This is a genomic window from Ruminococcus sp. OM04-4AA (assembly GCF_003462585.1).
Classification (GTDB): domain Bacteria; phylum Bacillota; class Clostridia; order Lachnospirales; family Lachnospiraceae; genus Mediterraneibacter; species Mediterraneibacter faecis.
Map to the genome: position 1 here is coordinate 44,650 of NZ_QTZH01000010.1, position 13,393 is coordinate 58,042.

The following is a 13,393-nucleotide window of genomic DNA, read 5'->3' on the forward strand; positions in this document are numbered from 1 at the left end:
GAGGAGCAGAGAAAGATGAAACCGTTACAGAAAAAAGACTTTGGAAAGACATCGAAAGGGGAATTGGCTACCGTATATACACTGGAAAATGAAGCAGGAATGCAGATCAGTGTATCCGACTTCGGAGCAACACTGACAAGCGTTCTTGTTCCGGATAAGGATAACAATCCGGTAGAAGTAACACTTGGATATGATGATGCAACCGGATATGAAGCCGGACTTGGAAATGCATTCGGAGCATCTGTCGGACGTAACGCAAACCGTATCGGTGGGGCAGTGATCGAGATCAATGGAACAGAATATCACTTGACAAAGAATGACGGAGAGAACAACTTGCACAGCGGACTTGATTTCTATCACGGAAGAATGTGGAAGGTTGCGGATGCAGATGATACTCATGTAACATTTGAGATGGACAGCCCGGATGGGGATCAGGGATATCCGGGAGCACTTGTTATGAAAGTGACCTATTCTCTGGATGAAGAGAATACTTTGATGATCCACTACGAAGCAGAGCCGGATCAGGATACGATCATCAATATGACAAATCACAGTTACTTTAACCTGAACGGACATAAGAGCGGAGATGTTCTGAATCATACATTATGGTTGAATGCGGATGCATTTACACCGGCAGACGCAGCATCCATTCCGACAGGTGAGATCCGCAGTGTGGAAGGAACTCCGATGGATTTCAGAATAGATAAGACAATCGGAAAAGACATTGAAGCAGACTATGAACCGCTGGTATTCGGAAAAGGTTATGACCACAACTGGGTATTGAAAAATGAAGGCAAATTTGATAAAGTAGCAGAAGTGGCCGGGGATGAAAGTGGAATCCATATGAGTGTACTGACAGACCTTCCGGGTGTGCAGATCTATACTGCGAACTTTCTTGACGGAGAGAAAGGAAGAGACGGTGCAGTTTATGAGATGAGAGATGCCATTTGTCTAGAGACACAGTACTATCCGGATGCAATCCACCATGAAAACTTCCCGGGACCGATCTGTAAGAAAGGCGAGAAATATGATACTCGTACTGCCTACAGATTCCGTGTAAAATAATTGAATGGAAGACAAATAATTAATTTATGGGAAAATCAGTATACATTGCGGAGAAACCGAGCGTTGCCCAGGAATTCGCAAAAGCATTGAAACTAAATACAAAACGACGGGACGGATATCTTGAGTCAGACGAAGCCATTGTCACCTGGTGCGTAGGTCACCTGGTGACGATGAGTTATCCTGAGGAATATGATCCGGCACTTAGGAGATGGAACTTGCAGACACTGCCGTTTATCCCGGAAGAATTCAAATACGAAGTCATTCCGTCAGTGGCGAAACAGTTTCAGATCGTCAGTGGGATCCTGAACCGGGAAGATGTAGATACGATCTATGTCTGTACTGACTCCGGGCGAGAGGGAGAATACATCTATCGTCTCGTAGAACAGGAAGCACACGTTGAGGGAAAAAAGCGCCGGAGAGTGTGGATTGATTCCCAGACAGAGGAAGAGATTCTTCGAGGGATCCGTGAGGCGAAAGATCTGTCAGAGTATGACAATCTCAGTGCATCTGCCTACCTGCGTGCCAAGGAAGATTATCTGATGGGAATTAACTTCTCCCGTCTGCTGACTTTGAAGTATGGAAATAGTATTTCAAATTTCCTGCATACGCAGTACTCTGTAGTTTCAGTCGGTCGTGTCATGACGTGTGTTCTTGGGATGGTCGTGCGCAGAGAACGCGAGATCCGTGATTTCATCAAGACACCGTTTTACCGTGTACTCAGTACGATCGATGCACAAGGGCATACGTTCGAGGGTGAATGGAGAGCAGTGAAAGGTTCTCGCTATTTTGAATCTTATGATCTTTATAAGGAAAACGGATTCAAAGAGCGCAAGAAAGCAGAAGAATTAATTCAATATCTGCAGACACCGGATGAAAAGTCTGTAAATGTGGCAGCAGGAATGCAGGAACAATCAGGATTAAACTGTCGGATTGAGTCGATTGAGAAAAAGAAAGAGAAGAAGAATCCTCCTCTTTTATACAATCTTGCAGAGCTTCAGAATGATTGTTCCAAGAGATTTAAGATCAGTCCGGATGAGACACTGCGAATCGTGCAGGAACTGTATGAGAAAAAACTTGTGACTTATCCAAGAACGGATGCCCGTGTTCTGTCTACCGCAGTGGCAAAGGAAATCACAAGAAATCTGAACGGGCTGTCAAAATATCCGATGGCGGCACCGTATATGCAGGATATCTTGAATTTCGGAAGTTATAAGACACTTGCAAAGACACGTTATGTGAATGACAAGCAGATCACAGACCATTATGCAATCATTCCTACAGGGCAAGGGTTGAATGCATTGAGTACTGTTTCATCTACTGCAAAGGGCGTGTATGACCTGATCGTGCGGAGATTTCTAAGTATCTTCTACCCACCGGCAGTTTACCAAAAGGTTGCTATCGTGACGAAGATGAAAGAAGAAAGCTTCTTTTCAAGCTTCAAAGTGCTGGTAGAGGAAGGCTATCTGAAAGTGGCAGGCATTCCGAAGAAGAAAGCTTCTCAGACAGCCACAAAAGATAGCAGTAATGGAAACAGTGAGAATAATAACAATGATACAAATGACGAGGCAGGTCCCGATTCTTCCGATCAAAGCCTGGACACCGGATTGTTCGAAGTGATCAAGTCATTAAAGAAGGGAGCAGTCCTTCAGGTCAGAGCATTGGATATCAAAGAAGGAGAGACATCACCTCCGAAGCGCTACAATTCCGGTTCCATGATCCTGGCAATGGAGAATGCAGGACAGCTGATCGAGGACGAAGAACTTCGTGCCCAGATCAAAGGAAGCGGAATCGGAACAAGTGCGACAAGAGCAGAGATTCTGAAAAAGCTTGTGAATATCAAGTATCTCGCATTGAACAAGAAGACACAGGTGATCACACCGACGCTGCAAGGAGAGATGATCTATGATGTTGTTGATCATTCCATCCGGTCACTCCTGAACCCGGAACTTACAGCAAGCTGGGAGAAGGGACTGAACTATGTGGCAGAAGGTTCCATCACATCAGATGAATATATGAGAAAACTAGATCATTTTATCACCAGCAGAACCGTTGGGGTGAAAGGACTGAACAATCAATATCAGCTTAGAGCCTGCTATGAAAAAGCAGCAGGATTCTATAAAAAGGCATAAAATGTAAGTCGGTTCTAACCGGCAGAAAGGAATTACCATGTTAGAAGCATTAACAGTAAAAGAAAATTATTCATTAGACCAGACAATCGCAAAAGATATCTTCAACGGAGTTACTTATCCGTGGGAAGTACTTCCGAAGATCAGCAGCTTCATCCTTGAGCTTGGAGCTACATTGAGCGAGGACGAATACGAGAAACGCGGGGAAAATGTATGGGTAGCGAAATCTGCAAAGGTTGCTCCGACTGCATTTATCAATGGACCGGCAATCATCGGAAAGGATGCAGAGGTTCGTCACTGTGCATTTATCCGTGGAAATGCGATCGTAGGAGAAGGAGCTGTTGTAGGAAATTCCACAGAGCTTAAGAACGTGATCCTTTTTAATAAAGTTCAGGTTCCGCACTATAATTATGTAGGTGATTCTGTTCTTGGATACAAATCTCATATGGGAGCCGGATCAATTACATCTAACGTAAAATCAGATAAGAAACTTGTTGTGGTAAAAGCCGGAGAAGAGAAGATTGAGACAGGAATGAAGAAGTTTGGCGCAATGCTTGGAGATGAAGTAGAAGTAGGATGCGGAAGCGTTCTGAATCCGGGAACAGTTGTTGGAAATCACAGCAACATCTATCCACTTTCTTCTGTACGTGGATTCGTTCCGGCAAACAGCATTTACAAAAAACAGGGTGAAGTTGTGACAAAAGAAGAAAGATAGTTGAAAATAGAAAATGATAAGAATGGCTCCTGTGTGATGACATGGGAGCTATCTTAGACAGGAGGAATAAAGCAGATGAATAAAGTAGGTTTTATCGGTGTAGGAATCATGGGAAAATCCATGGTCAGAAATCTCATGAAAGCCGGATTTGAATTACATATCTATGCAAGAACAAAGAGTAAAGTAGAAGATGTGATCGGCGAAGGAGCACAGTTCCATGAGTCAATCAAGGATTGCGTGCAGGATTGTGATGCAGTTATCACAATTGTCGGTTTCCCACAGGATGTAGAAGAAGTATACTTTGACGGGGAAAATATTTTAGACAGTGCAAAGAAAGGCGCTTATCTGATCGATATGACAACAACAAGTCCGCAGATTGCTGAGAAGATTTACGAGGAAGGTACAAAACGAGGTTTCCATGTGATGGATGCACCTGTCACAGGTGGAGATACAGGAGCAAAAGCCGGAACATTATCCATTCTTGTTGGTGGAGAAAAGGAAGATTACGAAGCCTGTATGCCACTCTTTGAGGCAATGGGAACAAACATTAATTATCAGGGTAAGGCTGGATGCGGACAGCACTGTAAGCTGGCGAACCAGATCATGATCGCCGGAACACTGTCCGGTGTGTGCGAGGCACTTACTTATGCAAAAGAACAGGGACTGGATCCGGAAGTATTCATGAAGTCCGTTGCGACAGGGGCAGCAGGAAGCAAGCAGCTTGACACATTCGGACCAAAGATCTTAAAAGATGATTATGCACCGGGATTCTTTATGAAACACTTCATCAAAGATATGAAGCTTGCACTGATCGAAGCAAACAGAAAAGGACTTTCCCTCGATGTACTCAGTATGGTTCTTGCCAATTACGAAGAACTTGAGCAGGAAGGATACGGAGATCTCGGAACACAGGCGTTGATGAAATTCTACGATGAAGAACATCGAAATACGGAAGAGTAAAAATCTGCGAACGATAACCGTAAAAATTCTGTTAAGAATCAATAAGCAGGTTGAAGTAACAGGAAAAAGAAAATATAATAGACATCAGAAGAAAAACTGTTGAAAATGATAAAAAGAATCAACAACAGGAAGACTTGAAGGAGGACACGAAAATGCTTACAGATAATTTTGTAACAATGGAAATTGGAAAAGCAAAACACATTGCACTTGTAGCTCATGATGGAAAAAAGAAAGAACTGATTGAATGGTGCGATAGAAATAAAGAAGTATTACAGGGACATTTCCTCTGCGGAACAGGAACAACAGCCCGTCTGATCGCAGAGAAAACAGGACTTCCGGTAAAAGGATATTGCAGTGGTCCACTTGGTGGAGACCAGCAGATCGGTGCGAAGATCGTAGAAGGACAGATCGATTTCATGATCTTCCTGTGGGATCCGTTAGAGGCACAGCCACACGACCCGGATGTTAAGGCACTTCTTAGAATTGCTGTAGTATATGACATTCCGGTTGCGAACAACCTTGCAACAGCAGACTTCATGCTGAACTCCAAGTTCATGAACGAGCCTTATTCCAGACAGATTGAGAATTTCAATAAGACGATTCAGGACCGTGTTGCGGAGATGAAATAATAGAACCCCTTCTTTAGAATATGAAATAGTTATTGAAAAAGTAATATTCAACATATTTCTAAAGAAGGGATTTTTAATATGAATAGATTGAATTATACCATAATTATGGTATAATTATAATAGAAAGGAGGTACTGATTATGCCACAAATTATACCAATAAAAGATTTAAAAAACACCTCAGAGATTTCTGATATGTGTCATAGGACAGAAGAACCAATTTATATTACAAAAAATGGATATGGAGATATGGTGATCATGAGCATGGAAAGTTATGAATCTACAATAAGAAGATATGCTATGTATCGAGATTTGGAGATGTCTGAAAGACAAATTGAAACAGGACAAGTAAAAGACGCAAGGATGGCACTCAGAGAAACGAGGGCAAAATATGGCTTATAAATTGAATGTAACAGAACATGCGGATGAATTGTTAGATCATTTAGTGGATTATTTGGTTAATAATTTAAAAAATGAACAGGCGGCAAAGCATCTCTTAGATAGCGTGGACAGTATTTATGATAGACTTGAGGAAAATCCATTTCAATTTCCTGAAAGTAGAGATTTTTACCTTTCAGCAAAAGGGTATCATGAAGCTATTATTTCAGAAATGGCATATATTATTGTTTTTGATATAAGAGAGGATATTGTGAATGTACTGGGGATTTTTCATCAATTAGAAAGCTATCAGACTAAACTATAAAGGGCTGTGAAAGAGGAATAGTCCAAAAACAAGGGCGCGTGATTTTCTTCACACGCCCTTGTAATTACAGAAGTCCTTTTTCACGCTTCTCAAGAAGAGCATGAATCTTATCAGTCGGGCTGATAACAGAGCTGATCGGCACATCATGGTTCAGGGAATCAATGATCAGTGCGATGAACTTACTCATATCAGCTTTTACAAAGTAAGGTTTCTCATAAAGTTCCGGTGGGAGATATGTAAGGTTTGTTGTAATAACTTTACTGATATATCCCTTATTATAATACTCATCGAATTTATCAAATCCGTCTGTGAACAGTCCGAATGTTGTACATACAAAGACACGTCCGGCGTTACGCTCTTTCAGCTGTTTTGCAACATCAAGCATACTTTCTCCGGAAGAGATCATATCGTCAACGATAAGAACATCCTTTCCTGTCACATCATCACCGAGGAACTCATGGGCAACGATCGGGTTCTTTCCGTTTATAACTGTAGAGTAGTCACGACGTTTGTAGAACATACCCATATCAACACCAAGTACGTTAGAGAAGTATACTGCACGGTGCATAGCTCCTTCATCCGGGCTGATGATCATCAGGTGTTCTTTGTCAGCTTTCAGATCCGGTACTTCACGGAACAGTGCTTTTAAGAACTGATACTGTGGGTTAAAGCTGTCAAATCCACTAAGTGGAATTGCATTCTGTACACGTGGATCATGAGCATCAAATGTAATGATGTTGGAAACGCCCATTGCGTCCAGTTCTTCCAGTGCAAGAGCACAGTCCAGAGACTCTCTTCTTGTACGCTTGTGCTGTCTGCTTTCGTAAAGGAAAGGCATGATAACATTGATACGGCGAGCCTTACCTGTTGCAGCAGCGATAATTCTCTTCAGATCCTGATAATGGTCATCTGGAGACATATGATTAAGATGTCCGTTTACTGTGTAAGTCAGGCTGTAGTTGCATACATCAGTCATGATAAAAAGATCAGTACCACGGATTGTCTCTTTCAGGATACCCTTAGCTTCACCGGAACCGAATCTCGGACAACTACAGTCTACCTGGTAATTGTTGGCCTTATAGTTTCTGTAAAGTGGGGATTCTGTTACTTCGTTGATCGTGTTCTCACGGAAGGAAACAATATAATCATTTACCTTCTGTCCCAGAGGTTTGCAGCTCTCCATAGCAATCAGTTTCAGAGGTGCAATCGGGAGTGTGTTTTCTAACATTTCGATGTTCGTCATTTTCTTCTCCTCAGTGTGAATTAGTTTTTAACCGTCTTAAGAAATCAGACAGTAACGTGAATTGATTAATTAGAATTAACAGATTAATCATTATACATTTAACGTTATACCATTTTTCAGGAGAAAATTCAAGGAGGGCAGGGCGGAGAGTGGACGATAAAATGTATTTTTTGCAGAACAAGACAGAAAATAACAAACTTGCCTTTTATAAGGTGCAATGGTAGAATCTTAAGTAGGAAAATGTGCAGGACAAAAATTAATTTGTGATGAATGGGCACTTGAACATGGATTTGATCTTAGAACGGTTTGTTGTTCATTTTCATGATATTTACGGAGATCGGGATGAGAAATTCATTGAAAAAGAAGGCCGAAAATACTTTCTGTTGTATCTCAGACCAATTATTAATGGAGTCGGTAATTATGGTTGATTACTTGAGCAGCTAGCATCTGGATAAGGGCTATATGGTGACATTCAGTTTTAATCAGAAGAAAGAGATCGGAGTGCGGCAGGTAGAAGTGGATTCTAAGACGATCATAGAAGCTGTAGTATAAGAAAAGAAAAATAAAAGGAATAAAAAGAGCTTTAATATCTGAACGATACGAGGGTACTGTGGAAGATATTAAGGCTCTTTTTATGTATAAGGGAAGTAGTAACTGAACCAATGATATTTAGATAACGAATATCATTGACCTTTGAACAGTAACATCTTAATATGTGATGGAAAAAAGATTTGATATTTTAATGATTAAATTGCGAAGATATATTATAATATGAGTGATAGATAATTCTGAGTTATCCGTTATGTTGAGCTATTAGAATTTGAGCAATTTGGATATACAATACAAATGCGAGGAGGCACCCTATGAAACCAGAATATTTTGAAGATTTAATCAGCTTATGTGCAGATATTTCTAATCAAGAAAACAAATTATTACCACTATGTGCTGCTGAAAATGTCGCTTCACCTTTCAGTAAAATTCCTCTTGATACATTTCTGCAAGAAAAATACATAATGGGTGGTGTAATGGAATATCAAAATCATAGTAATTTTGTTGGAAGCAAAAAGCTATTCAAAATATATGAATTGTTATCTCGACAATGCAATAAGTTATATGGATGCAAATATGCGGATGCACGAACTCTATCCGGAGTAAATGCAGTCATGACTTTGCTGATGAGTTTATTCTCTGCTGGGGATACGATACTAATTTCTTCTGAAGAGTGTGGCGGACATGGATCTATGCCTAAAATCTGTCAAAGATTAGGAATTAAAACTATTGAAATGCCGTACAATTATGATTTATATGATTTTGATTATTGTCAAATAAATGAAATATTGAACTCACAAAAAATTGAAGGTATACTGATCTGTCTTTCAGATATCATCATTATGCCACAGCTGAATAGAATAAACTTGCCTGAGGATTGTGTGCTAATTTTCGATGCAACGCAGATATTAGGATTAATAGCAACAAAAAGTATAGAAAATCCGCTGAAATGGTTTAATAATGATCAAAAGTTTATATTAATGGGTGCTACGCATAAAACTTTACCGGGACCCACCTGCGGCCTAATAATGACAAATAACTTAAAGCTTGCCCAACAATTTGACACGTTGATAAATCCAGACTACCTACGAAATAGTCAATTGCACCATATCTTTAGTTTAATATTAACTTTGATGGAATTGGAAATTTATGGAGAAAAGTATTGTAATGCAGTTATTAATAATGCAAATATACTAGCCCAGGGATTTCCGGGAGAGGAGACAGAGGTAGAGGAATTGTTGGATTATGTAGAAGGGACGTATGGAAAGGTACTTCACAATGCTGCTGACAAAGAGAATATATTGTGGCAGATAGAGGATTTGCATTTAGATCCGGGAAATCGGGTGTATGAATTAAATGGTTTTTCAGGTTCGCCTGTTTGGAATATGGAGGATAATGAGAAGAGTATTGTTGGTTTATTTACCAATGGAGTTGGAAGGACGATTTATAGGGGGAAGGTTCATGCTGTAAAAATAGAAGCGATAAAAAGTATTATGAAGATATTTTTTCAGATAAGAATGGAAACGCGAATACTTGGAATTCCCGAGAAAGATGTTGCACCTGAAAGAGAAAATTCAACCTGTTTTAGTGAAGAGGAAGAAACAGAAATCAGTAATGTATATGATGAGTGGCTAGTTGGACAAACAGAAAAGGTCAGAGCTTATATTGATGATGTGAAGTTTCAGAGTGCAATTGATACTGCAAAAAGTGCGATAAATGATGGTCGGTTTGTAAAGTGCAGCAAAATAGTGGCATCTAAACATATGAAGCATTTACTATATTGTTATGAGGGATGCTTATTATATGAAGAGTATGGCGAGCTGGAGAAGGAAATGCAGAGGAGAAGTTTTCTGGAAGGTCATGATCCACTGCGTTGGATCACATTAAACTTTGGAAAAAGGAATTTTAAAGAAACGATTGCATTTACAGAAGAACTCCTGAAAAAAGAAGAAATTGAGGAGAATGTAAAAATAATTGCGGAGGTCTATGCAAGTATCAGCAGAGCCTATGTGGAAAATGTTCCGGCAGAGGAAACGATTGGGAAGTTTCTTGATGAAAAAGAGTGTCTGATTATAAGGATTAATGATATGGGAACGGAAGCTCTTGTTTATCAAATGCTTGGATATGCATATGGAGAGCATTATAAGCAATATGTGAAAGCAGTCCGGTGTTTGAACCGTGCATACCGTTTGGAACAGGATCATGCGGTATTGGAAACACTTGGATGTGCATACTATTTTCTGGCAATTAAGGATGCACTTAGGAGGATGATACTGTAGATATAGAGAAAATGGATCGTGTTTCACTCTATAAAGCGAGGGAATGTTTTCTGATTCTTCTGGATAAAGCAGATGAATTGTATCTTGCAGCAATGATGAAACGGGAAGGTGGTGTTATTTACAATACATTTTATTTCGAGCAAGACAATTATCGTATTTTGACACTTTATCCGATTTTGATGAAGAATTTGCCGGATGATGATGCAAAGATGAGACGTGATTTTGAGATGAAGTATGCAAGAACGGTATGCCAGTCAGGTTCAATTAATCTGACACAGTTTCGTGCTTTAACTGCGAAAGACAAAACTTTGCTTTTTGTGTTGGCAGAAGAAATCAATATGCTTCATATACTTGACTTTAAGAGCCATGCTCGTCTGAAGAGTATACCGAATCTGGATAAAAGGTTATATGCTGTTATAGAAAATACAGAGCGAAAACTTTCAGAAATAGATGAGAAAGAACAGATTTCTGTGATATCGATGCTACTTAATCTTTACAGGTGGGGAAAATATCTTTTTGGATGGAATGTGATTTCCCGGATGAAAGAGCATATGAAGTATATAAAGAGTACCAAAAATCAGAAAATGATTACAACGTTTGATAACTTTATCTATGAATGTTCCCATGAATCGGAAGAGGCAGAGAAAAGATATATCAGGAGTTGGGAAGAAAATCCGTCCTTTGAGTTATGGCAGGAAATTCTACAGTTCTATAAAAGAAATAATATGCTTGATAAAGCAGATGAAATGTTTGAAAAGCTTTTTACAGAGCATAAAGAATATGTAGAAAGTGAACCGGAATATATCTACAGAGTATATATTCTTTACATTCTTGATTATCAAAGGGATTTGAAAAAAGCTTTACAATTTTACACGATGCATAAGGATGAAATGAAGGATGGGGACATCAGAGAGTTTTGGGAATCAGAACTGATGATGTGCACGAACAGCTTTAATAATCCAAAACAGTTTGAAGAAGAAAGAAAGCTTCTGGTGGAGCAGGGATTAATGCCGGAAGAGGAATTTCATCGAATTTCATTGGTTGCATACATGTGTAATCTTGACAGTGATAATGCGTGGAAACATTTTAGTAAAAAAATCCACTGTTTGGAAAGTTTGGAGGGGAAGGAGAAGACATTCCGGCTTTAACAAATGAGGGTGCGCAGTTTCTGATATGGCAGAGAAAATATCCACCACATATGGAAATGAAATGGAGAGCAATTAATATCCAAAGAGCAAATGAAGCGAGGAAATTGTTTGAGAGGGAAGAGTGGCATATTTCACCAGAGAGCATTGCAAAGAAATTGAAATATGAAATTCAAAGGTCAATCGCAATCGATGTGTGGGGATTGTATTTGCTTGCAGTTGTAGAAAAATTAGAGATTTTAGAGAAATTTGACTGTTTATATGTTACCCATTTTTCAGTATGCAGAATGTTGGATGAGATTACTCATTTCAAAAATGAGAATATAGAAGTCATACTTGCATATCTGGAAAGTGCTGATCATGTAAAGTTGCAGTCACCGAAATTTGAAACACAGTTACAAATTCGGGAAAATGCAGAATACTATGAACCTTGCAGTACGATAGCTATGGCAATTGAAGCTGAAGTACCGGCAGTAATCGGAGAGCCAATGTTGGGCCGGGATATAATTGATGGATTTAAAAATTATATTGTCAGACCAGGGGGAATCGAAAGGATGATGGAAAGTTGATTAATTTAGTGACAGCTCATGAGGTTAGTAACACTTAAGAAATCAACGTGTATGGGTTTGCCACGGAAACAAAAATTTAGATACAGGTAATAAAATACCGTTCTGATCTCAAAAATAATTCAGCTTGCAATAATAGGATTCTCATGTTAATCTAATACCATGCAGTCCACATTCTGGTGGACTGCAAAAAGATCTATTAACCAAATCGGTAATTATTCAATAAGCTCAGTATCTTGAGCAGATAATCCGATGACAACCGAAAAAAGATGAATATTGTTTGAGAGATTATATGATTAAAAAGTTCTGATACTTTTGATTCTGAGATTTTACGGATCTTCAGTCTTCGATTCTGCTATCCAATCACTTCCATAGAAAGTAATCTTATGTTAAGATGGAAGTAGTTTTATAATCCTTTCCTCAAGCGAAGATTCATCGCACAGAAGAGAGGAGAATTCTATGAAAGAAAACAAGAAAAGTGTATCAACTAAGAGCGTATCATCACATTGTAAAGCATCGAAAGAGAAGCAAGAAGACTTTATCATGCTTCCAACAGTAGATTTCTGTTTCAAGGAATTAATGCAGAATGATAACATCCGCAAGAATATTATTGCAGCACTATTAAATGTTCCATCCAGTGAGGTAGAGAACACGGAACTTATGCCTACGATTCTTAGAAAAGAATCGAAAGATGATAAGTATGGGATTTTAGATGTCCGGGTGAAACTGAAAGATGGAGAACAGATTGACTTTGAGATGCAGGTAGAAGCATTTGATTGCTGGGCAAATCGTTCTGTTTATTATCTGAGTAAGATGTATACAAGTGAAATAAAAGAAGGCGATGGATACGATTGCCTGAAGAAGTGTATCCATGTGAGTATTCTTGCATATGATCATTTTCTAGATGATAAAGAGTGTTATCGGAGAATCGCATTTTGTGATACGAAGACAGGAAAAGAGTATACAGACCTTATGGAGATGCATATCTTAGAATTGTCGAAACTTCCGCCGGAAGAGAAGAATGAGACAAGCTTGTTACAGTGGATGCGCTTTCTTGGAGGAAAAACAAGAAAGGATTTTGAAGAGATGGCAAAGAAGAATTCAGAATTGGAAGAAGCGTATGACGTATTGGATAAATTAAGTGCAGATGAAAAGAAGAGGTTAGAATACGAGACAAGACAAAGAGCAATCAGGGATTATAATATAGGGATGTTAACCGCAGAAAGACGAGGAATTGAAGCCGGGCGAAAGATTGGAAGGCAAGAAGGAAGAGAAGAAGGGGAAACTTTGGGAGTAAGCAGAATTAATCAATTAATTCTTGAATTATCAAAGCATGGACGTACAGATGATATCGTGAAAGCAGCAGCTGACAAGGAGTATCAGGAAAAGTTGCTGAAGGAATTTGATTTATAACA

The 13,393-nt window shown here is 39.2% G+C and carries 13 protein-coding genes; 12 read left to right on the top strand and 1 reads right to left on the bottom strand.

All coding sequences use genetic code 11. From position 1 onward, the window contains the following. The first annotated feature begins 15 nt into the window (after positions 1-15). The 7 genes from DXB52_RS05005 to DXB52_RS05035 all read left to right on the top strand — a co-directional run bounded on the left by DXB52_RS05005 (position 16) and on the right by DXB52_RS05035 (position 6,196). Positions 16-1,065, top strand: coding sequence for an aldose epimerase family protein (locus tag DXB52_RS05005; protein ID WP_181989162.1), 1,050 nt, complete (start codon positions 16-18; stop codon positions 1,063-1,065). Positions 1,066-1,091: 26 nt separating this feature from the next. Next, on the top strand, positions 1,092-3,194 hold the full coding sequence (locus DXB52_RS05010) for a DNA topoisomerase (protein WP_118106661.1): 2,103 nt from the start codon (positions 1,092-1,094) through the stop codon (positions 3,192-3,194). 37 nt (positions 3,195-3,231) lie between these two features. Next, positions 3,232-3,906 (top strand): acyltransferase, encoded by a 675-nt coding sequence (locus tag DXB52_RS05015; RefSeq protein WP_055171022.1) that lies wholly within the window; start codon positions 3,232-3,234, stop codon positions 3,904-3,906. Positions 3,907-3,981: 75 nt separating this feature from the next. Then, positions 3,982-4,866 (top strand): NAD(P)-dependent oxidoreductase, encoded by an 885-nt coding sequence (locus tag DXB52_RS05020; protein ID WP_118106662.1) that lies wholly within the window; start codon positions 3,982-3,984, stop codon positions 4,864-4,866. Positions 4,867-5,018: 152 nt separating this feature from the next. Then, positions 5,019-5,495, top strand: coding sequence for a methylglyoxal synthase (locus DXB52_RS05025; protein ID WP_020435679.1), 477 nt, complete (start codon positions 5,019-5,021; stop codon positions 5,493-5,495). 139 nt (positions 5,496-5,634) lie between these two features. Then, positions 5,635-5,895 (top strand): type II toxin-antitoxin system Phd/YefM family antitoxin, encoded by a 261-nt coding sequence (locus DXB52_RS05030; RefSeq protein WP_117861360.1) that lies wholly within the window; start codon positions 5,635-5,637, stop codon positions 5,893-5,895. Then, positions 5,885-6,196, top strand: coding sequence for a type II toxin-antitoxin system RelE/ParE family toxin (locus DXB52_RS05035; RefSeq protein ID WP_117861361.1), 312 nt, complete (start codon positions 5,885-5,887; stop codon positions 6,194-6,196). Before DXB52_RS05030 ends, DXB52_RS05035 begins: the two co-directional genes overlap by 11 nt. Before the next feature lie 64 nt (positions 6,197-6,260). On the opposite strand, the gene DXB52_RS05040 is transcribed toward DXB52_RS05035, so the two are convergent. Beyond that, positions 6,261-7,439: a ribose-phosphate pyrophosphokinase gene (locus tag DXB52_RS05040; RefSeq protein ID WP_117861362.1), complete on the bottom strand. Its 1,179-nt coding sequence runs from the start codon at positions 7,437-7,439 to the stop codon at positions 6,261-6,263. 284 nt (positions 7,440-7,723) lie between these two features. Here DXB52_RS05040 and DXB52_RS16130 point away from each other — a divergent pair, with 284 nt between their 5' ends. The 5 genes from DXB52_RS16130 (at position 7,724) to DXB52_RS05060 (ending at position 13,391) form a co-directional block, all read left to right on the top strand. Continuing rightward, positions 7,724-7,867 carry a hypothetical protein gene (locus tag DXB52_RS16130; RefSeq protein ID WP_181989163.1) on the top strand — a complete coding sequence of 48 codons (144 nt, stop codon included), beginning with the start codon at positions 7,724-7,726 and terminating at the stop codon, positions 7,865-7,867. A gap of 435 nt (positions 7,868-8,302) precedes the next feature. Continuing rightward, positions 8,303-10,267, top strand: a complete 1,965-nt coding sequence (locus tag DXB52_RS05045; RefSeq protein ID WP_118106663.1) for a PLP-dependent aminotransferase family protein — start codon at positions 8,303-8,305, stop codon at positions 10,265-10,267. 11 nt (positions 10,268-10,278) lie between these two features. Continuing rightward, positions 10,279-11,415 (top strand): hypothetical protein, encoded by a 1,137-nt coding sequence (locus DXB52_RS05050; RefSeq protein ID WP_118106664.1) that lies wholly within the window; start codon positions 10,279-10,281, stop codon positions 11,413-11,415. Between the two features lie 50 nt (positions 11,416-11,465). Next, the gene (locus DXB52_RS05055) at positions 11,466-11,981 is read left to right on the top strand and encodes a hypothetical protein (RefSeq protein ID WP_118106665.1); all 516 of its coding nucleotides are present in this window, start codon (positions 11,466-11,468) and stop codon (positions 11,979-11,981) included. Between the two features lie 456 nt (positions 11,982-12,437). Continuing rightward, complete coding sequence (locus DXB52_RS05060) at positions 12,438-13,391, top strand: Rpn family recombination-promoting nuclease/putative transposase (RefSeq protein ID WP_118106666.1); 954 nt, start codon at positions 12,438-12,440, stop codon at positions 13,389-13,391. The last annotated feature ends 2 nt before the right edge of the window (positions 13,392-13,393 follow it).